We start from the raw sequence: 19,795 nt of genomic DNA on the forward strand, positions 1-19,795 counted from the left end.
TCGCATCCGCAAAGTGGTGCTGATAGGAAAGCGCGAATGACGGGGGAAATCGAAGCAGTCGGCGATCTCGCCACCGGCTCGCTCACCGCGTGCGCGGTCGAGCAGGCGCATGGCCATGGGGAAGAGCGCCATGCCGCGCACAGCCTGTGCCTCAACTGCGGCACGACGTTGCTCGGTCCGCACTGCCACAACTGCGGCCAGGCGGCGCATATCCACCGTTCGCTCGGCGCGATCGGGCATGAGCTGGCACACGGCGTGTTCCATTTCGAGGGCAAGATCTTCCGCACGCTGCCGCTGCTCGCGTGGCGCCCCGGCGAACTCACCCGGCGCTACATCGCCGGCGAGCGCGCGCGCTTCGTTTCGCCGCTGGCGCTGTTCCTGTTCTCGGTGTTCCTGATGTTCGCGGTGATCAGCGCGCTGGGCGCCGGGCTGCATATGCCGGAGATCGATGCCGAGGCGGAGGCGCGCACGGAGACGGAGTTCGCCCGCCAGATCGCGACGGCGGATGCAGAGATCGCCGCCAACCGGGCGGCACGCGCCGAGGCCGATCGCACCGGCAAGCCCGTCGCTCCGATCGATGCGCAGGCAAGGCAACTGAGGGATGTTCGCGCCGCCCTCATCACCTCGCGCGACCGGATGACCGAGAGCGGCGACGCCTTGTCGCTCAACATCAGGACGGGGTGGAAAAAGCTCGACAAGGGCATCGCCAAGGCCTCCGCGAATCCCAACCTGACGCTCTACAAGATCCAGTCGAGCGCCTATAAATTCTCCTGGGCGCTGATCCCGATCTCGGTGCCGTTCCTGGCGCTGCTCTTCCTGTGGCGGCGCGGCCACCACATCTACGACCATGCGATCTTCGTCACCTATTCGCTGTCGTTCATGACGCTGTTGGCGATCGCGCTGACGCTCGTGGGCTCGATCGCGATGCGCCTCGGCCGCGCCACCGACCTGATCGAGCTGGCCGCCATGGTGATCCCACCGATCCACATCTATCGCCAGCTCCGCGGCGCCTATCTTCTCCGCCGCTTCAGCGCGATCTGGCGGACGGTGGCGCTGACCATCTTCTGCCTGCTCGCCGCGCTGATCTTCGTGCTGCTGCTGCTCGGGATGGGGCTGCTGGGCTGAACCCCCACCCCTTTTCATTGACATTTGACCAGTTTCGCTGCTAGCGGCCCGACTTTCCATCCATTCACGAGTCTGGAGCCGCTGATGGCGCGCGTCACCGTCGAAGATTGTGTCGACAAAGTTCCCAACCGGTTCGACCTCGTCCTGTTCGCGGCGCAGCGCGCGCGGCAGATCTCGGGCGGCGCCGATCTGACCCTCGATCGCGATCGCGACAAAAACCCGGTCGTGGCCCTTCGCGAGATCGCGGAAGAGACCGTCCATCCTGCCGAGCTGTCCGATTCGGTGGTCAGTTCGCTGCAGCGCGTGCAGGTCGACGACGACGATACGCCGGATGAAGTCGGCTCGCTGTCGGCCTCGGCGGAAGCGCTGCGGCTCACCGCCGCCGCGCCGCCGCGCAACCAGAATCTGGGCGCCGACTACGACGGCTGAGTGCCGGAACCGGCTCAAGCCGGTCTGATACTTTGACATATTGCTAAGCCTCCGCATCGCTGCCACACGCGGCAGCATGCGGGGGCTTTGGCTTTTTCGGACGACCAGGGGCGGCACCCTCGCGCTGCTGCTGGTGGCGTGCGCGCTGCTGCTGCGCATCGCGATTCCCGCCGGCTGGATGCCGTCCACGGGCGCCGATGGCCTCATTCGCATCACCCTGTGCACAGGCCAGGGACAGATGGAGGCGTGGGTCGACGGCGACGGGCGTATCCACGATCGCAAGCCCGGCAAGTCCGAACCGAAGACCGATCATCCCTGCGCCTTTGCCGGGCTGATCGTACCGGCGCTCGATGCGGCGCCGATCGATACGCCCCTTCGCTTCGCCCGCGGCGACGGCGTCGTGCCGGCCTTTGCCCATGAGGTGGTGGCGATCGGCCACGGCCTCGCCGCACCGCCGCCGCCGCCCACCGGACCACCCGCCTTCCTCTGATCCGCCTGCGTGCGGGGCCGTCGCCCCGCGTCCGACGATCACGAGGTCCCGATCATGAGATTTTCCTGCCGCGCCCTGACGGGCGCTTCGCTGGGTGCATGTGCGCTAACCGCCCTGCCTGCCTACGCCGACGACGGCGCCGACGAGCAGCCGATCATCGTCACGGCCCAACAGACGCTCGACAGCGCAGCGGCGGAGATTCGCCGCCGCCCCGGCGGTGTCGATCTGGTTCCCGCCGGGGATTTCGCCAACCGCAGCGCGGTCTCGCTGCGCGACGCGCTCGCTTTCTCCCCCGGCGTCTACGCGCAGCCCCGCTTCGGGCAGGAGGTGCGGCTGTCGGTGCGCGGATCCGGCATCAGCCGCGGCTTCCACATGCGCGGGCTGACGCTGCTGCAGGATGGCGTGCCGATCAACCTCGCCGACAATAATGGCGACTTCCAGGAACTCGATCCCGCCGCATTCCAGCATATCGAGGTCTATCGCGGCGCCAATGCGCTGCAGTTCGGCGGATCGACCCTGGGCGGCGCGATCAACGCGGTGACGCCGACCGGGCGGACCGCGCCGGGTTATGAACTCCGCATCGACGGCGGCAGTTTCGATACGGTCCGTGCCAAGGCGGCCGCCGGCTTTGCCGATGCGCGGGGCGACGCCTGGTTCGCGCTGACCACCGATCGCGGCGACGGTGACCGCATGCACGCCCGCCGGGACTCGCTGCGCTTCAATGGCAATGTCGGTCTGCGGCTGACCGACGGCATCGAGACGCGCTTCTATGCGACGCTCAGCCATATCGACCAGGATCTGCCCGGCGCGCTCACCCGCGCGCAGGCGCTGAGCACGCCGCGGCTCGCGCTCGCCGGCAACATCGCGATGGACCAGGAACGCGACATCGATTCGATCCGGCTGCAGAACCGCACGACGATCGACCTCGGCGCGACGCGGATCGAAGGCGGGCTGTTCGCCAACGCCAAGCAACTCTTCCATCCGATCTTCCAGGTCATCGACCAGAAATCCTTCGACTATGGCGGCTATGCCCGCATCGGCCACGAGGGCATGGTCGCCGGCATGCCGGTGGCGCTGACATTGGGCAGCACCCTGCGTTTCGGCCATGTCGATGCGCGCCAGTTCGTCAATATCGCCGGCGAGCGCGGCGCGCCCACGCAGCGCGCGCGGCAGGAAGCGCAGACCATCGACAGCTATGGCGAGGTGCGGATCACGCCGGTCGCCGGACTGGGCCTGATCGCCGGCGGCATCCACACCCATGGCCGGCGCAGCATCGTCAACCGGACCAACCCCGCCCTCTCGGGGTCAGCCAGCTTCGATCGCTTCGCCCCCAAGCTGGGGCTGATCTGGTCGTCCGCAAGCCGGGACGTGCAGCTGTTCGCCAATTACAGCCGCTCGATCGAGCTGCCCGGCTATTCCGAACTGGCGCAGACGCAGGTCGGCGGGCTCACCGGCTTCGTCGATCTCGATCCGCAGCGCGCCTGGACGGCGGAGATCGGCACGCGCGGCCGCATCGGCATCGCCGCATGGGACGTGGCGCTCTATCGCGCCGACATTCGCGGCGAGATGCTGCAATATACGCCGGATGCGACGATGGTGCCGCCGATCCCCGCCGCAACCTTCAACGCCGGCCGCACCCGTCACCAGGGCGTAGAGGCCGGGCTGACGCTCCACCTCGCCCGCTTCGCGCGGCTGCGGCAAGTCTATCAGCTCAACGATTTCCGGTTCCGCGACGATCCCGTCTATGGCGACAACCGCCTGCCGGTGATCCCCCGCCACCTCTATCGCGCCGAGCTTCGCCTCGGCACCGAGCGGATCGCCTTGACCCCGAATGTGGAATGGCTGCCGCAGGGCGCGTGGGCGGACTATGTCAATTCCAGCCGTACCCCCGGCTATACGCTGATCGGGCTGGGCGCCGAAGCGGTGATCCGCGACGGCATCCGCCTGTTCGTCGATGCGCGCAACCTCACGGGCAGGAAAGCGATCGGCGATATCTCGGCGGTGGTCACCGCGACCGATGCCGCGGCGATCTATTATCCGGTCGAGCGCCGCGCAATCTATGGCGGCGTCCGTGCGACGTTCTGACGGTGCGGCAACCGGCCGTTTCTATCGTGCCGTCTGGCGCTGGCACTTCTACGCCGGCCTCGCGGTGCTGCCGTTGCTCGTCTGGCTGGCGGTGACCGGCGCGCTTTATCTCTACAAGCCGGAGATCGAACGCCTGCTTTACCGGGCGTGGCTGCAGGCCGCACCCGAGCGGCCGCCGCTGCCGATCGATGCGGTTATCGCCGCGGTCGAGCGGCAGCTCGACGGACGGGTGACGCAACTCATGCTGCCGGCCAGTAAGCGGGAGAGCTGGCAGGCCACCGTCGTGCTGGGCGATGGCAGCCGCCGCACCGCCTTCGTCGATCCGGCGGACGGGAAGGTGAAGGGCAGTGTGCCGCCGGGCGGCGCGATGAAACAGGTTCGCGACCTCCACAGCCTGGTCATCACCGGATCGATCGGCAATGCGCTGGTCGAGATCGCTGCGGGCTGGGCGATCCTGCTGGTCCTGAGCGGCTTCTATCTGTGGTGGCCACGCAGCCCCAACCGGGCACTGGCGCTGCGCGGGAAACCGCGCGAGCGCCGGTTCTGGCGAGACTTCCACGCTTCAGCCGGTGCGCTCGTCGGGCTGGTGCTGCTGTTCCTTGCGCTCACCGGCATGCCTTGGTCGGGTCGATGGGGGCGAACGGTGCAGGCGATCGTCGCATCGAACGGCCTGGGCCGCCCGCCAGCCCCCGGCCCCGCGCCGTGGGAACTGCAGGCGGGGCATGGCGGGCACGGCCGCGAGACCCTGCCCTGGTCCCGGCAGGCAGCGCCGGCCCCGGCCGGACGCATGAGGCATGGCGGATCGGACATCGGCGCCGCGCGGGCCGCCGCGATCGCCACCGCCCATGGCCTCCTGCCGCCGTGGACCATGAGCTTGCCTGCCGCGCCGGGCGCACCCTATATGATCTCGCGGACGATCCGGCGCGCCGACGACGCCCGCGCGCTCTATATCGACGCCGCCGACGGCCGGGTGCTGCAGGATGCCCGCTACGCCGATTTCGGCAAGGGCGCGCAGGCGATCGAATGGGGCATCGCCGTCCATCAGGGCCAGCAATATGGCGAGATCAACCGGCTGATCATGCTCGCCGGCTGCCTTGGAACACTCGCGCTGGCACTCAGCGCGCCGGTGCTGTGTTGGAAACGGCGATCGGGCGGGCAACTGCGCGCACCGCCGGTGCCGGACCGGCACAGCGCCCGAATCGTGGCAGCGATGATGGTGGCGGTCGGCGCCCTGTTCCCGCTGACCGGCGCGACGATGATTGCGGCACTGATCGGCGAATTCATCGCCGGAAGGTTCAGCCGTTCGCGGCCTTGATCGGCCGCGCCGGCACCGCATCCTGATCGAGCTCGTCACGGCCGATCCACATCATATCGTCGAGCACGAGCGGGCGGCCATCCTCGGCGAACACGCGCACCGGCTGGATCGGCCGCCGGTCGCGCTGGTCGACCAGCACCGCGTTCAGGCGCGAGCCCGGGCCGTAGGTTTCGCCCCATTGGCGCAGCGCGACCAGCGTCGGCAGCAGCGCGGCGCCCTTGTCGGTCAGCCGATATTCCACCTTGCGGCGATCCTGCTCCATCGGCACGCGCACGAGGATGCCATGATCGACCAGGCGCCCGAGCCGGTTGGCGAGGATGTTGCGGGCGATGCCCAGCGTCTGCTGGAACTCCTCGAAATGCTTGAGGCCGTTGAACGAGGCCCGCAGGATCATGAACGACCAGCGTTCCCCCATCGCCTCCAACGCCAGAGGAAGGCTGCAATTCTTGAGGAGCGCCGCGAGCGGCTCGTTCAGCTTGCCCATGCCCCGGCCTTATCGCCCCCCGCCGCGTGCGACAACTTGCGACAAAGCGAATCGGCGGATGCAGCGTCGATCCCGGGCGAGGTGTGGCCCGATTGCCTCCCTTGTATCCAAATCGGTTTGGTCTCGCCGCGTTTCGCAAGCGTATAGGCGTCGTCGCGGATCAGCGCCGCGCCCAATCCTCCACCGTCCACGCCGCGGTCAGCGCGCGCGCGGCATCGAGATCGGCGGGATAATCGACTTCCTGCCAGCGATGCCCGTGAATGTCGGTGGTGCCGATGACGGTGCCGGCGGCGAGCGCATCGATCACGCTCAGATACCAGACGCGCACGCCATCGGGGGAAGCCATCACCCGCTCCACCGCCTCGACGAACGCGGCGCGGCCCGCGCCGCGGAAGGCGAGCAGGCCGATCGACTCCGCGTTGCATTCGGTGAGCGCCTTGCCGATGCGCAACAGCCGCCCATCCTCTCGCAGCACCTTCATGTCGTCCGCGTCATACGCGTCCTTGCGGTCGACGGTGACCGAGATCGGCACGTCATTGGCCAGCACCGCCGCGATCAGTTCGGGCGAGACCAGCGTATCGCCATTGAGCAGCAGCGTATCCCGATCCCAGCGGCCGCGCGCCAGCCAGACCGAACCGGTGTTGTCGGCGACCTGATAGAAGGGGTTGAAGATCAGTTCGATCCCGCCCTTGGCGGTGCCGCGGCGGGCGATCACCTCGGCGACATGATCGTGACCGAAGCCGGTCACCACCGCCACGTCGCGCACGCCATTTTCCGCCAACGCGTCGAGCTGCCATTCGAGCAGGGTGCGCCCGGACAGGTCGAGCAGGCATTTCGGCCGCTCTTCCGTGTGCGGATAGAGGCGCGAGCCCTTGCCGGCGCTGAGGATGACGGCGCGTTCGATGGTCATGATCTGCCCATTCCAGTCTGAGACATGCCTGCCCTAGCCCCGTTCAGATGGCGAAATGATGGCAACCCCGGATCAGCCGAGCCAGGACCGCACCGCGACGCCGCGTGCGCTGTCGGCGGCTGCCTGCGCGAGCCGGACGAGGTGGAACAGGCAGGAGAGGCCCGTCCACCACGCCACCAGCACCAGCCCGGTATCGGGGCGGCCCGCCAGCGTCGCGAAGAACAGGATCACCATATTGGGGTTGCGGCGCGCGGTGATCAGCCGGAAATCGCTGTCGATCTTCTTCCACACATGGATGTGGATGCCGCCGAACCATTTGATGAAGGCACCCTCGATCAGCCGCTGCACGACATAGCCGGCCATGATCACGATCATCACCCAGGCGAAGGTCGCATCCGAAAGCGGCCGGCCATAGGCGGCGAGGCCGACACCCCATGCATACCACCAGAAGGGCGGATGGATCAGATCGACGCCATGATCGAGGATATGGCCCCAGGGCGAGGCGGTGATGGTGCAGCGCGCCAGCTTGCCGTCCACCGTATCCAGCACCATGAACACCAGCCCGGCGGCCATGCCCGCCCAATAGTGGCCATACCAGAACAGGATCGTCGCAACGACGCACAACGTCATGCCCGTGATTGTCACCATATTGGGCGTGATGCCCAGCTTCGCGCAGATCCGCGTCAGCACCAGCGCCCATTCGGGCCACAGATATTTGGTCAGCAGATCGGTGACGCCCTTGTAGGCGCCGAAATAGCTCGCCCGCTCGGCCGCGCCGAGCGTCTCCTGCGTCAGCCGCAATGCGAAGGGCTGCTCGCGCTTGCGCAGTTCCTCATTGACCATCCCCGCCGCATCCTCATGCGCGGTGATGATAAAGCCGGCTTCGGGCGCCAACGCCGTTTCCGCCTGCATCGCTGCCATCGCCAGCGCGCATTGCGCAGCATCGCGGCAATACGCGATCACTGGCACGCCGCCCAACGTCAGCGCCTCGCCCGGGCGCTTCGCCATGATCTTCAACCACGCGGGATCGAACACATGCGCCGCGTTGACGAGCAGCGCCGTACCGCAGGCGGGCACCTCGTCCGCGAACGACAATTTGTGCATCGCGGCAATACGCCGCGTGCGCTCGGGCACGGTCATCCCCCAGATCGGGGTCTGGTTGCTGCCGACGGGGGTGACCGTCGGCGATTCGTTCGTCATGCGGGCAAGCTCCCGCGGCTGTTGCGCCTATGGTTCCGCGTCATCGCGGCGTCATATTCATGGCCTGCATTGCCTGCAATCGTCTAGCGACAGAAGGAGCATCGGGTTGAACCTGCATGGCGCAAGGCCACATACCTGCCGCAATGCCGCAATAGCGGCCCTTCGCATGAGGAATGGCGACAACGCGGTGAGACGATGCCGATGACCTGGACGGCGATCCTGCTCGCGGGGCAGCGCCCCGGCATCGACCCGCTGGCGCGCGCCTTTGGCGGCGTCGCAAAGGCGGAAGTGCCCGTGCTCGGGCGGCCGATGATCGCCTATGTCGTCGAGACCTTGCTCGCCTGCCCCTCGATCGGCGACGTCGTGGTGCTGACGCAGGATCCCGAGGGGCTGCGCTCGGAAGACTTTCTGGCGCTTCGCGCCAATCCGCGCGTGCGGATGGCCGAGGGCGGCGCCGGCATCTCGGCGAGCATCGACGCGGTCGCGGGCAGCGACGTCGCCCCCTTCCCGATCCTTGTCACCACTGCCGACCATCCGCTGCTGACCCCCGCGATCGTCGAGGGTTTCATTGCGGGCGTGGCGGGCGCCGACCTTGCCGTCGGCATGGTCGAAAGCCGCACATTGCTTGCTGCCTATCCCGATTCGAAGCGCACCTGGCTGCGTTTCGGCGATGGCGCCTGGTCCGGCGCCAACCTGTTCGCGCTGGGCAGCGATCGCGTCCGCCCCGCGCTCGCGCTCTGGCGCAGCGCGGAGGCGGACCGCAAGCAGGCGGTGAAGCTGTTCCTGCATTTCGGGCCGGTGCTGGCGCTGCGCGCGATCACGCGCACGATCGGGCTGGCAGATGCGATCGCGCGCGTCGGGCGCAATATGGGAATGACGGCGCGACTGGTGCCGCTGCCCCAGCCCGAGGCAGCGATCGACGTCGACAAGCTCAGCGACCATCGGCAGGTGGAGGGCATATTGGCGACACGCCAGGGCGGCGATGCGCCGGCATCGGTCGCGGCGGCGCAGGCGAAGCTGGCCGGCATCTCGGTGTTCGACCTCGACAAGACGCTGACGCGCCACCCCACCTACACGCCGCTGCTGATCCATTTCGCACAGGGACTGGCGCCCTGGCGGCTGCTGACCGCGCCGGTGGTGGCGGCGGTGATGATCGGCCATGCGCTGAAACTCGTCTCGCGCCGGCGGACCAAGGAATTCCAGCACCGCATGCTGCTCGGAGGTGCGGTTTCGCGAGCCGACGTCGACCGGCTGGCGCAGAGCTTCGCCGCGAAGCTCGACGGCAACGGCCTGCTCGCGGCGGGCCGTGCGCGCATCGCCGAGGAGCGCGCGGCCGGCCGCCGCATCGTCCTCGCGACCGCTGCCAACCGCTATTATGCGGAGGCGCTGGGTGCGGTGCTCGGCGTCGACGACATCATCGCGACGGGCTCGACCTGGGACGGTGACCGGCTGCTGCCCGAGATCGCGGGCGATAATTGCTACGGCCCGGCCAAGCGCGAGATGCTGGAGACATATGTCGAGACGCTGGGCCTGCGCCGCTCCGACCTGCACGTCCGCTTCTTCTCCGACCACGCCTCCGACCGGCCGACCTTCGAATGGGCGGACGAGCAGTTCGCGGTGAACCCGTCGCGCAAGCTGCGGAAACTGGCGAAGCAGAAGGGCTGGCCGGTTCTGGAGTGGCGTTGAGAGGTTGGCTCGGCGCATGCATTCAATGAAAGTCCCGCGACTTCGGCAGCAGCCGCACGTTGCGCGGATGCCGGTGCATCGGCGCGCGGGGAGGTTGCGGGTGCAGCACCTCGTCGGCGCGCAGCAGCTGGGGGCGCAGATCCTCGGTTTCGGACAGGCGATCGAGTTCCGCGGTGCGATCGGCGATGCGGGTCGCCATCAGGTGGACCACCCCCTCGGTGCTGCGCTGAACCTGACCCTCGATCAGCATCAGGCGTGAGGCCATGATCGGGCGGCGATAGCGCTCGAACAGCCGCGCCCAGATCAGCGCGTTGGTGATGCCGGTCTCATCCTCCAGAGTCACGAAGATCGCATTGCCCTCCCCCGGCCGCTGGCGGACGAGGACGATGCCGGCGGTGCGGACGCGGCGGCCGTCCCTGGCGTTCGACGTCTGCTGGCACGACAGCACGCCCTCGCCGCGGAACAGATCGCGCAGGAAGTGCATCGGGTGCGCCTTCAGCGACAGCCGCGTCATCTGATAGTCGGCGGCGACCTGTTCGCCGAGCGGCATCTCCGGCAGTTGCGCGTCGGGCTCGGTGCCGAGTTCATGCGCATCGGCGGCGGCGAACAGGGGCAGTTGCGCCGCAGGCGTGCGCCGCGCCTCCCACAGCGCTGCGCGCCGGTCCGCCCCCAGCGAGCGGCAGGCATCGGCATCCGCGATCAGCCGCAGCCCGCGTTCCGGCAGCCCGGCACGGCGTGCCACATCCTCGATCGAGACGAAGGCGTCGACGGCGCGCGCATCGGCGATGCGATTCGCCCAGTCCTCGCGAAAGCCATCGACCTGACGAAAGCCGAGGCGCAGCGCGAGGCTGCCATCGTCGCGCCGTTCGAGGCTGTTGTCCCAGACGCTGTAAGACACGTCGATCGGCCGCACCTCGACATCATGCTCGCGCGCATCGCGAACGAGCTGCGCCGGTGCGTAGAAGCCCATCGGCTGCGAATTGAGCAGCGCGCAGGCGAACACCGCCGGGTGATAATGCTTGATCCATGAGGAGACATAGACCAGCCGCGCGAAGGACAGCGCATGGCTCTCGGGAAAGCCATAGCTGCCGAACCCCTCGATCTGGCGATAGCAGCGCTCGGCGAAGTCGCGCTCATACCCGCGGCGAACCATGCCGCCGACCAGCTTCTCGCGGAAGTCGTTCATATTGCCGAGATTGCGGAAGGTGGCCATTGCGCGGCGGAGCTGGTTGGCCTCGGCAGGGGTGAACTCGGCGGCGGTGATCGCGAGGTTCATCGCCTGTTCCTGGAACAGCGGCACGCCCAGCGTCTTCCCCAGTATCTCCTTCAGTTCGTTCTGGTTGTAGCCCGGCCCCGGCGACGGCAGCCTATGATCCTCCTGCCCGTTCCGGCGCCGCAGATAGGGATGCACCATGTCACCCTGGATCGGGCCGGGGCGAACGATGGCGACCTGGATGACGAGATCGTATAATTCCTTCGGCCGCAGCCGTGGCAACATATTGATCTGCGCGCGGCTCTCGACCTGGAACACGCCGATGCTGTCGCCCTTCCGAAGCATGGCGTAGACATTGTCGTCCTCGGCCATCAGATCGACCTCCAGCGTATGCTCGCCGAGGCCATGGTCGCGCATCAGGTCGAACGCCTTGCGGATGCAGGTGAGCATGCCGAGCGCGAGCACATCGACCTTCATCAGCTTGAGGTCGTCGATATCGTCCTTGTCCCATTCGATGAAGCTGCGGGCGTCCATCGCCGCATTGTGCAGCGGCACCGTCTCGTCGAGCCGGTCCTGCGTCAGCACGAAGCCGCCGACATGCTGCGAGAGGTGGCGCGGAAAGGGTGTCGCGAGAAGCTGGCCGACGATCGCCTGCACCCGGGCGATCTCGGGATTGTCGAGCGCGAACCCGGCCTCGGACACGCGCTTTTCCTCGAGCTCGCTCGAAAAACTGCCCCACACCGTGCCCGAAAGCCGGGTGATCACATCCTCCGACAGGCCGAGCGCCTTGCCGACATCGCGCACCGCGCTACGCGGGCGATAGTGGATGACGGTGGAGGCGATCGCGGCGCGATGGCGGCCATAGCGCCGGTAGATGTACTGCATCACCTCCTCGCGCCGTTCATGCTCGAAATCGACATCGATGTCGGGCGGCTCGCCGCGATCCGCGGAGATGAAGCGCGAGAACAGCAGGTCATTGTACAGCGGATCGACCGAGGTGACGCCGAGCAGGAAGCAGACGGTGGAATTGGCGGCCGAGCCGCGTCCCTGGCACAGGATCGGCGGCTCCTGCGCCCGCGCAAAGGCGACGATGTCGTGCACCGTCAGGAAATAAAAGGCAAAGTTGTGCTCGCGGATGAAGGCCAATTCCTCCAGCAGGTTGCGCCGCACTTTTTCGGGGATGGTGCGGCTGCCATAGCGCTTGCGCGCCTCCTTCACCGTCAGCCGCGCGAGCCAGCCGACCGGCGTGTAACGCGCCGGCACCGGCTCGTGCGGATATTCGTAGGAGAGCTGGTCTAGGCTGAACGCGATCCGGGCGAGGAAGTCGATCGTCTCCGTCACCGCCTGCCGGCAATCGGCGAACAGCCGCAGCATCTCGCCCGGCGGCTTCAGATGCCGCTCGGCATTGGCATCGAGCCGGCGGCCGGCGTCGACGATCGTCGTGCCCACGCGGACGCAGCACAGCACATCGTGCAGGGGGCGCTGGTTGGGCCCGGCAAAAAAGGCTTCGTTGAGCGCGATCAGCGGCACGCCCGCGGCAGCGCCGATCCGCATCAACCGCGCGAGCCGGCGGCGATCGTCGCCCTGGCGCAGCATCGTCACGCCCAGCCACACCCGCCCCGGTGCCTCGCGCACGAGGCGGTGCAATATGCCTTCGAGCGAGGGCGGCACGGTGGGCGGCACCAGCACCAGCCGCTTTTCGGCATCGGGGGCTGCCGGCGCGATCCCGTCATAGTCCACCATGTTGCGGCGCGGGCGCTGCGGCTCGGCGGTGGAGGCCGGCAGCACGATCAGCAGCAGATCCTGCAGATAGGCCAGCAGATCGGCGAACTCGAGGATGCAGTCTCCCTTCTCCGCGCGGAGGTTGCCGGTGGTGAGCAAACGGGTGAGCCGGCCCCAGCCATGGCGATTGCGCGGATAGGCGATGATGTCCGGCGTGCCATCCACGAAGACCAGCCGCGCGCCGACCACCAGCCGGAAGGGACCGTCTACGGTCTCGCGCTCCGCATCCGTCAGCGCCGGGTCCAGCCCCTTGTCCTTCTTCATCGCGCTATAGGCATCGCGCGCCTGTTGGCGGGGCCGGTCCAGCGCGACATGCGCGCGGACGACACCCGCCACGGTATTGCGATCGGCGATGCCGATGCCCGCCAGCCCGAGCGCGATCGCCTGCGCCACCATGTCGGATGGGTGGGAGGCACCACGCAGGAAGGAAAAGTGCGAGGCCGCCGCCAGTTCGGCATAGGCGGCGGCGGTCATGCGAACAGGCCGTGGACGTACCAGTCCGGATTGTCGCGCTCGCTGCCGACCAGCCCGTGGCGGAACACCCAGAGCCGCCGGCCGCGCGCATCCTCGACGCGGTAATAATCGCGGGTCAGCCCGCCCTTGCCCGGCTCATGCCCATCCTTGCGGCGCCACCATTCGGAGGCGATCCGTTCCGGCCCCTCGAAGCGGCGGATCTCGTGCAGCGCGCGACGCCAGCGGAAACGCATCGGCGGACCATCGGGCACTTCGGAGAGCACCGCCTCGATCCGCTGCGGCGGATCGAACAGATGGATCGGGCGCAACGGCGGCTCATCCGCTTCGCCCTGCGGCCACGAGGCCGGCGTGTCGGCCTCGGCAGCGGGCAGCGGCAGCTGGGCCTGTTCGGGGATATGCGTGTCGGCGGGCACCAGCCGGACGAGGCGGGCGCGGCCATGGCGCACGGTCAGCCGATCGACCAGCGCATCCACCTCCGCCGACGCGCTCTCCCCGCCTTCGAGCTTGAGCTGGCCCGAGGCGAGCGGTTCGACCTCGGGCACCGCGAAAGCGATCATGTCGAAGCCGAAGCCGGGATCGATCGGATCGCTCAGCGAATCGACGCGCTCGTTGAACAGCCGCATGATCGCCGCCGGATCGCGCGTCGGCAGCCCACTCTGCACGAACAGCGAGCGGGTCAGTCCGTCCGAACGGAAGAAGGTGGCGACGAAGCCGCGGCCGCCCTCGCGCCGTTCCTCCAGCGCCTGCGCGGCATCGCCGGCGAGCGCGCGCAGCACCGCGAGCGCATGGGCAGTGCTCCCCAGCGGCTCGGCGAAACGCTTCTCGAAGCCGAGCGCGGGCATCGCACGGCGGGGCTTGAGCGGGCTTTGCGATTCGCCGCTCAACCGGCGCAGCGCATCAACCGCATCGGCGCCGAAGCGCGCGGCGATCGTCGCCATCGGCCGGCGCAGCACTTCGCCCACCGTCTTGAGGCCGGCGCGCTTGAGCGCCGTGATGCTGTCTTCGTCGATGCGTAGCGCCGCCACGGGCAGCGCGCGCACCGCCTCCGCCTCGTCCGGCGCAGCGCGGGTCTGCCAGCGCGCCAGCGCCTGCGCGGCATCGGGCGAGGCGGCATAGCCATGGCGCACGACGATGCCGCTGCGATCGAGCCGCCGGACGATATCCTCGGCCAGCGCCGCTTCTCCACCGAACAGATGCGCGCAGCCGGTGACGTCGAGCGTCAGCCCGTCATGCTCGTCGAGCGCGACCAGCGGCGTGTAGCGCAGGCAGCCATCGGCCAGCCGCTCCAGCCAGTCCTGATCGGCATGCGGATCATGATCGAAGGCAGCCAGTTCAGGCACGCGCGCACGCGCATCCGCCAGGGTCATGCCTGGACCGAGCCCGAGCGACAGCGCCTGCGCGTCGAGCGCCGCAAGCCGCAAGCCCCCCTTCACCTTCTCGACGAAGGCGAAGGGCAGGCCGAGCGTCCCGGCGCGCTGCTCAGGCCGACACAGGCTGAGCCGGTCGGCGCTCAGGAAGGGAAACCACAGCGCCAGGCAACGCCTCGGCTGCAGCCGCTTCGCGGAAGACACAGGCATTACGATCCCACTCCATGCACCACCGGATGCCGGCCGGCCCGGACCGGCGACGCAACAATTCGACCGCGAAGCGCGGCGCCCCGGGCGCCTGCGCCTCCAGCGCCGCGGAAGCCGCGGCGGAGACCGCCCAGCGTGTTTCCGCAGCGCTCGGCACCGGATCCGCATCGCTGCGCAGCAGCAGCGCCGTCACCCCGCTCCCCCGCGCGGCCAACGCCAGGCGCCGGCTCGCGGTGAGATCCAGCGCGCGCATCCTGCCCGGACATTCGATCACCACCGCGCCCAGCGCAGCGCAACGCAACGCGTCGGTCGCAGCGCGCAGCAGCGCCACCTCGTCGGGCATGCGGCCGAGGATCAATCGGGCGGGATCGAGCCCCAGTTCCATCAGCCCCGGCGCATAGACCTGCCCTGTCCGCCGTTCGGCGGCATCGCTGCGCAGCCACATCAGCCGCCGGTCGCGATGCGCCTGCCACGCCAGCGCCAGTGCGAAGCCCGCAGCGCTGCCGGCATCCTCCGCACTGCCCGCGAACAGCTCATGCACGGCCCCTTGCGCGAGGCCGCCACCCAGGCTCCGATCGAGCGCCGCATGGCCGGTCGCAAAGACTCCGGCAGCGCCCCGTTGCTGCGGGGGCGCGGCGAGACGGGCGATTCGGGCCTCGAGGCTGCAAAGGTGCGGAAGACGACTCACTCACTTTATGTTCCTATTACGTTCTTAAAATCCTCCCTGCACGTTCGCCTGTCAACCCGATTCGCCTTGGCGCTTGCAATCCATCGCTGCGCACGCGAGCCTTCGAAGACAATCAGTGGAGGATCGGATGGCGACGCGCGGATGGCCCAAACCCGACAAGCCCGTCGCGCGCATCGAACTGCGCTTCGGCGACCAGCATCACGACATATTGACCAACGTCTCCGCCGGCACCCGCGTCGGCGACACCATGTTCGTCGCGTCGGACGAGGATGCGATCCTCAACCGCTTCCTGCTGCGCGATGGTCTCTGGCAGGAAGACGGATCCTGCCACCTCGACACCTTGCTCCCCCTCGAATGGAAGGAGGAGGAAGCCGATCTCGAAGGGCTCGCGGTCGACGACGGCTGGCTGTGGCTGGTCGGCAGCCATGCCCGCACGCGGCGCAAGCCCGAGAAGGAGGCGGATGCCTGCATCGACCTCGACCGGCTTGCCGACCTCAAGGACACGCGGCCGCGCTGCCTGCTCGCGCGCGTGCCGATGGTGGAGCGCGGCGACGGCCATGTCCCGGTGGCGCGCGACGGTGATCGCCGCGCGGGCATGCTGCGCCAGACCAAGCATGGCAATGCGCTGGCGAAGGCGCTTCGCAAGGATCCGCTGATCGCACCTTTCACAAGGGTGCCCGCCAAGGAAGGCGGCGTCGATGTGGAGGGTATCGCGGTGTGCGGCGATCGCATCGCCATCGGCATGCGCGGGCCGGTGATCGCCACCCATGCGCTGCTCGTCGAGTTCCGCTTCACGGTGAAGCCCTCGGGCCGGCTGGCGATCGTGGGTACGCCGTTCAACCGGCTGCTGGCGATGGAAGGCCTCGGCATCCGGGACCTCAAGCGCTGCGACGACGATCTGCTGATCCTCGCCGGCCCCACCACCGGGCTCAGCGGCCCCTGCGCGCTCTATCGCTGGAAGGATTGGGCCAAGGATCCGCCGCGCGATGCGCACAAGGTGCGGCTGCACCGGCCGGAGCGCATCGTCGAGCTGCCCTTCGGCCGCGGCACCGACCATCCCGAAGGCCTCGCGCTGTGGGATGCGGACACGAACGGCCTGCGCCACATCCTCGTGCTCAACGACAGTCCCGGCGCGGATCGCGTGGATCCCGAGCACCGCACGATCGTGGCGGACCTGTTCAGGCTGCCGGGCTGAGCCATGGCCAGCGACAATTGGCATATCGATCATAGCGGCATCGGCGTGGCCGACATCGATCGGTCGATCAGGTTCTACGATGCCGCGCTCGCCACCCTGGGCATGCGTCCGCTGATGCGCATCACGCCCGAGCGGGCGCCCGCAACGGACGTCGACGCCGCGATCGGCGGTGTCGGCTATGGCAGCACCTATCCGGTGTTCTGGATCGACATCTTCCATCCGCACGGCGTGCGGCAGCACACCGCATTCCGCGCGATCAGCCACGCCGAGGTCGACGCCTTCCACCGTGCCGCGATCGCCGCCGGGGGCATCGACAACGGGCGGCCGGGCCTGCGTGAGGGCGGCTATCCTGCAGCATATTATGCGGCGTTCGTGCTCGATCCCGATGGCAACAATATCGAAGCCGTCTTCCGCGAGGGCTGAGCAGGCGGCGGACGTCCGCCCTACACCCGCTCCGCCGAGCTGATCACATCCGCCGCGCGCAGCGCCGCGAGGATGCGCATCAGATGCTGCACGTCATGAACCTCGATATCCACCTGGTTGGTGTGGAACGCGGTGTCGCGGTGGGTGAGCTGGATGTTGAGAATGTTGGCCTTGTGCGCGCCGAGGATGCCAGCCATCACCGCGAGCGAGCCGGGCTCGTTCTTGACGATCACCGACAGCCGCGCGGTGCCGCCCTCGGTCTTGCTGCCCCAGGCCAGATCCACCCAGTCCGCATCGGTGCCGTCCGAAAGCCGCGGGCAATCGATCGCGTGGACGAGCACCGGCTCGTTGGGACGACGCAGCCCGACGATGCGGTCGCCCGGAACCGGGTGGCAGCATTCGGCGAGGGCGAAGGCCACCCCCGGCGTCAGCCCCTTGATCGAGATCGCCTCGCGCTGCGGCGGCGGCGCGGGGTTGTCGAGGTCGCTGCCGGTCGATCCCGGCATCAGCGCCTCCAGCACCTGCGCGTCGCTGAACGACTGGCGGCCGACCGCCTCCATCATCGCCGCCTCGTCGGGCAGCTTGAGGCGTTTCAGTGCCTGCGTCATCGCATCCTGCCCCAATTGCGCGGGGAGGCGCTTGACCAGTTCGTCATAGAATTTGCGCCCGAGCGCGATCGTCTCGCCGCGCTCCTTCTGGCGCACATAGCGACGGATCGCCGCGCGCGCCTTGCCGGTGATGACGAAGTTCAGCCAGCCGGGCTCTGGCTCCTGCGCCTTGGACTTCAGGATCTCCACCTGATCGCCATTGTCGATCACCGTGCGCAGCGGCACCACCCGGCCATTGACCTTGGCGCCCACCGCCTGGTTGCCGAGGTTGGTGTGGACGGCATAGGCGAAGTCGACCGTCGTCGCGCCCTTGGGGAGCTGGTAGAGTTCCCCCTTGGGGGTGAAGGCGAAGATCCGATCCTGGTACATCGCCATGCGGGTGTGCTCGAGCAGCTCTTCCGGGCTGTCGGCATTGTCGAGGATTTCGACGAGGTCACGGATCCAGCCGGCCTGCGTATCCGGCGTCGCGGTCGCGGCGCCCTGCTTGTAGGCCCAATGCGCCGCCAGCCCGAACTCGGCCTGCGCGTGCATCTCCTGCGTTCGGATCTGGATCTCGATCCGCATATTCTCATTATGGATCACGCTGGTGTGCAGCGACTTGTAGCCGTTGCGCTTGGGCGTCGAGATGTAATCCTTGAAGCGGCCGGGCACCATCGGCCAGCGCCGGTGGATCACGCCGAGCGCGCGGTAGCAATCCTCCACCGTCGGCACGATCACCCGAAACGCCATCACGTCCGAAAGCTGTTCGAAGCTGATGTGGCGTTCCGCCATCTTCTTCCAGATCGAATAGGGGTGCTTCTCGCGGCCCGTGACATCGACATCGAGCCCGGCGCGGGAAAGCAGCAGCTTCAGCCCCGATCCGATCCGCGCGATGCGATCGCCGCCGCCCGCCTGGAGTTGCTCCAGCCGCTTCGAGATCGATTCATAGGCTTCGGGTTCGAGATGCTGGAAGGAGAGCGTCTGCATCTCCTTCATAAACTCATACATGCCGATCCGCTCGGCGAGCGGCGCATAGATGTCCATCGTCTCCTTGGCGATGCGCCGGCGCTTCGCCTCGTTGGAGATGAAATGGAGGGTGCGCATGTTGTGCAGCCGGTCCGCAAGCTTCACCAGCAGCACGCGGATGTCACCCGACATCGCCAGCAGGAACTTGCGCAGATTCTCCGCGGCGCGCTCGCTCTCGGTCTGCGCCTCGATCTTGGAGAGCTTGGTGACGCCATCCACCATCCGCGCGACATTGGCGCCGAACTTCGCCTCGATCTCCTCCTGCGTGGTCAGCGTGTCCTCGATCGTGTCGTGGAGGATCGCGGTGGCGATCGTCTCGTCGTCGAGATGGAGGTCGGTGAGGATGCCCGCCACCTCGATCGGGTGGCTGTAATAGGGATCGCCCGAGGCGCGCTTCTGCGTGCCATGTTTCTGCATCGAGAACACATAGGCGCGATTGATCAACGCCTCGTCGGCGTCGGGATCATAGGCCTTGACCCGTTCCACAAGTTCATACTGTCTCAGCACGCCCCCAATCTGGGGCTTGGGGCCAAGTGTTTGCAACCGGTGATTGCAGCGCCAGAAGCCGATCGGCGGCAATTGCCGTTACGACTGTGGTGCGCTTGCATCACGGGCGCACCCGAGGGGCGCCCTCGCCGGATCAGCCTTTGGCTGGCCAGTGCCCCTTCAGCAGCCCGACCAGCGCCGCGATGCCGGCGGGGTCGAGCGACACCGCCTCGCCCAGCGCGGGCGCCTTCGGCCAGCCCCGATCGGGCACGGCGATGCCCGCCGCCGCGCGTTCGCCCTCGTACCGCGGGATCACATGATAATGGACGTGGCGGTCGACCATCATCAGCATCAGATAGTTGATCTTGGCATAGCCCACCGCGGCGCGGAGCATCGCTTCGATCCCCCGCGTCGCCACCGCGAGGTCGGCGAAGGCCGCATCCGGCAGGTCCGAAAAAGCTTCCGCATCCGATTTGGCGGCGAGCACGAGGCTGCCGAGCGTCGGCTGGTCGGGCCGCAGCAGGATCACCCAATGGTCGGTTTCGGCGACCAGCGTTTCGGGATGGCCGAACCGGCGGATGGTGTCGTTCATGGCTTGCCTCGTCTCGCTGTGCCCGCTGTCC

16 protein-coding genes are annotated in these 19,795 nt (G+C 68.0%); 8 read left to right on the forward strand and 8 right to left on the reverse strand.

What is annotated here, in order from left to right:
* Positions 1-36 precede the first annotated feature (36 nt).
* The 5 genes from NX02_RS24120 to NX02_RS24140 all read left to right on the forward strand — a co-directional run bounded on the left by NX02_RS24120 (position 37) and on the right by NX02_RS24140 (position 5,444).
* Entirely contained in the window at positions 37-1,125 is a 1,089-nt protein-coding gene (locus NX02_RS24120) for a DUF3667 domain-containing protein (protein ID WP_025294727.1), read from the forward strand.
* 84 nt (positions 1,126-1,209) lie between these two features.
* The gene (gene rpoZ / locus NX02_RS24125; protein ID WP_025294728.1) at positions 1,210-1,554 is read left to right on the forward strand and encodes a DNA-directed RNA polymerase subunit omega; all 345 of its coding nucleotides are present in this window, start codon (positions 1,210-1,212) and stop codon (positions 1,552-1,554) included.
* A 76-nt stretch (positions 1,555-1,630) separates the two neighbouring features.
* Complete coding sequence (locus NX02_RS24130) at positions 1,631-2,044, forward strand: hypothetical protein (protein WP_025294729.1); 414 nt, start codon at positions 1,631-1,633, stop codon at positions 2,042-2,044.
* 54 nt (positions 2,045-2,098) lie between these two features.
* On the forward strand, positions 2,099-4,129 hold the full coding sequence (locus tag NX02_RS24135; RefSeq protein ID WP_025294730.1) for a TonB-dependent receptor family protein: 2,031 nt from the start codon (positions 2,099-2,101) through the stop codon (positions 4,127-4,129).
* Complete coding sequence (locus NX02_RS24140) at positions 4,116-5,444, forward strand: PepSY-associated TM helix domain-containing protein (RefSeq protein WP_245648693.1); 1,329 nt, start codon at positions 4,116-4,118, stop codon at positions 5,442-5,444. The genes NX02_RS24135 and NX02_RS24140 overlap by 14 nt, the downstream gene beginning before the upstream one ends.
* On the opposite strand, the gene NX02_RS24145 is transcribed toward NX02_RS24140, so the two are convergent.
* From NX02_RS24145 to NX02_RS24155, 3 genes are all read right to left on the reverse strand, one after another.
* On the reverse strand, positions 5,425-5,928 hold the full coding sequence (locus tag NX02_RS24145) for a winged helix-turn-helix transcriptional regulator (RefSeq protein ID WP_025294732.1): 504 nt from the start codon (positions 5,926-5,928) through the stop codon (positions 5,425-5,427). The two genes, NX02_RS24140 and NX02_RS24145, sit on opposite strands and share 20 nt — an antisense overlap.
* Positions 5,929-6,088: 160 nt before the next feature.
* Complete coding sequence (locus NX02_RS24150) at positions 6,089-6,838, reverse strand: phosphocholine cytidylyltransferase family protein (RefSeq protein WP_025294733.1); 750 nt, start codon at positions 6,836-6,838, stop codon at positions 6,089-6,091.
* 72 nt (positions 6,839-6,910) lie between these two features.
* Positions 6,911-8,038 carry a CDP-alcohol phosphatidyltransferase family protein gene (locus NX02_RS24155; protein ID WP_025294734.1) on the reverse strand — a complete coding sequence of 376 codons (1,128 nt, stop codon included), beginning with the start codon at positions 8,036-8,038 and terminating at the stop codon, positions 6,911-6,913.
* Between the two features lie 195 nt (positions 8,039-8,233).
* On the opposite strand from NX02_RS24155, the gene NX02_RS34035 reads away from it, so the two are divergent.
* Positions 8,234-9,724, forward strand: coding sequence for a haloacid dehalogenase-like hydrolase (locus NX02_RS34035; RefSeq protein WP_025294735.1), 1,491 nt, complete (start codon positions 8,234-8,236; stop codon positions 9,722-9,724).
* A gap of 22 nt (positions 9,725-9,746) precedes the next feature.
* Here the strand turns inward: NX02_RS34035 and NX02_RS24165 are convergent, their stop codons facing one another.
* The 3 genes from NX02_RS24165 to NX02_RS24175 are packed head-to-tail and all read right to left on the reverse strand — an operon-like array spanning position 9,747 to position 15,455.
* A complete protein-coding gene (locus NX02_RS24165) occupies positions 9,747-13,193 on the reverse strand; it encodes an error-prone DNA polymerase (RefSeq protein WP_025294736.1) in 3,447 nt (1,148 codons plus the stop codon).
* The gene (locus NX02_RS24170; RefSeq protein WP_039996813.1) at positions 13,190-14,770 is read right to left on the reverse strand and encodes a Y-family DNA polymerase; all 1,581 of its coding nucleotides are present in this window, start codon (positions 14,768-14,770) and stop codon (positions 13,190-13,192) included. The genes NX02_RS24165 and NX02_RS24170 overlap by 4 nt, the downstream gene beginning before the upstream one ends.
* A complete protein-coding gene (locus tag NX02_RS24175; protein ID WP_025294738.1) occupies positions 14,673-15,455 on the reverse strand; it encodes an ImuA family protein in 783 nt (260 codons plus the stop codon). The genes NX02_RS24170 and NX02_RS24175 overlap by 98 nt, the downstream gene beginning before the upstream one ends.
* 127 nt (positions 15,456-15,582) lie before the next feature.
* Between NX02_RS24175 and NX02_RS24180 the strand changes: the two genes are divergently transcribed.
* Together NX02_RS24180 and NX02_RS24185 are read left to right on the forward strand one after the other, a co-directional pair.
* A complete protein-coding gene (locus NX02_RS24180; RefSeq protein WP_025294739.1) occupies positions 15,583-16,650 on the forward strand; it encodes a DUF3616 domain-containing protein in 1,068 nt (355 codons plus the stop codon).
* Between the two features lie 3 nt (positions 16,651-16,653).
* The gene (locus NX02_RS24185; RefSeq protein WP_039996814.1) at positions 16,654-17,073 is read left to right on the forward strand and encodes a VOC family protein; all 420 of its coding nucleotides are present in this window, start codon (positions 16,654-16,656) and stop codon (positions 17,071-17,073) included.
* A gap of 20 nt (positions 17,074-17,093) precedes the next feature.
* On the opposite strand, the gene NX02_RS24190 is transcribed toward NX02_RS24185, so the two are convergent.
* Together NX02_RS24190 and NX02_RS24195 are read right to left on the reverse strand one after the other, a co-directional pair.
* Positions 17,094-19,193, reverse strand: coding sequence for a RelA/SpoT family protein (locus NX02_RS24190; RefSeq protein WP_025294741.1), 2,100 nt, complete (start codon positions 19,191-19,193; stop codon positions 17,094-17,096).
* 133 nt (positions 19,194-19,326) lie between these two features.
* Entirely contained in the window at positions 19,327-19,764 is a 438-nt protein-coding gene (locus NX02_RS24195; protein WP_025294742.1) for an HIT family protein, read from the reverse strand.
* Positions 19,765-19,795: the final 31 nt, after the last annotated feature.

The organism is Sphingomonas sanxanigenens DSM 19645 = NX02 (assembly GCF_000512205.2).
Taxonomy (GTDB): domain Bacteria; phylum Pseudomonadota; class Alphaproteobacteria; order Sphingomonadales; family Sphingomonadaceae; genus Sphingomonas_D; species Sphingomonas_D sanxanigenens.

Coding starts and splice junctions, on each gene's coding strand:
- NX02_RS24120 (WP_025294727.1), top strand. CDS start 37: ATGACGGGGGAAATCGAAGCAGTCGGCGATCTCGCCACCGGCTCGCTC.
- rpoZ (WP_025294728.1), top strand. CDS start 1,210: ATGGCGCGCGTCACCGTCGAAGATTGTGTCGACAAAGTTCCCAACCGG.
- NX02_RS24130 (WP_025294729.1), top strand. CDS start 1,631: ATGCGGGGGCTTTGGCTTTTTCGGACGACCAGGGGCGGCACCCTCGCG.
- NX02_RS24135 (WP_025294730.1), top strand. CDS start 2,099: ATGAGATTTTCCTGCCGCGCCCTGACGGGCGCTTCGCTGGGTGCATGT.
- NX02_RS24145 (WP_025294732.1), bottom strand. CDS start 5,928: ATGGGCAAGCTGAACGAGCCGCTCGCGGCGCTCCTCAAGAATTGCAGC.
- NX02_RS24150 (WP_025294733.1), bottom strand. CDS start 6,838: ATGACCATCGAACGCGCCGTCATCCTCAGCGCCGGCAAGGGCTCGCGC.
- NX02_RS24155 (WP_025294734.1), bottom strand. CDS start 8,038: ATGACGAACGAATCGCCGACGGTCACCCCCGTCGGCAGCAACCAGACC.
- NX02_RS34035 (WP_025294735.1), top strand. CDS start 8,234: ATGCCGATGACCTGGACGGCGATCCTGCTCGCGGGGCAGCGCCCCGGC.
- NX02_RS24165 (WP_025294736.1), bottom strand. CDS start 13,193: ATGACCGCCGCCGCCTATGCCGAACTGGCGGCGGCCTCGCACTTTTCC.
- NX02_RS24170 (WP_039996813.1), bottom strand. CDS start 14,770: ATGCCTGTGTCTTCCGCGAAGCGGCTGCAGCCGAGGCGTTGCCTGGCG.
- NX02_RS24180 (WP_025294739.1), top strand. CDS start 15,583: ATGGCGACGCGCGGATGGCCCAAACCCGACAAGCCCGTCGCGCGCATC.
- NX02_RS24185 (WP_039996814.1), top strand. CDS start 16,654: ATGGCCAGCGACAATTGGCATATCGATCATAGCGGCATCGGCGTGGCC.
- NX02_RS24195 (WP_025294742.1), bottom strand. CDS start 19,764: ATGAACGACACCATCCGCCGGTTCGGCCATCCCGAAACGCTGGTCGCC.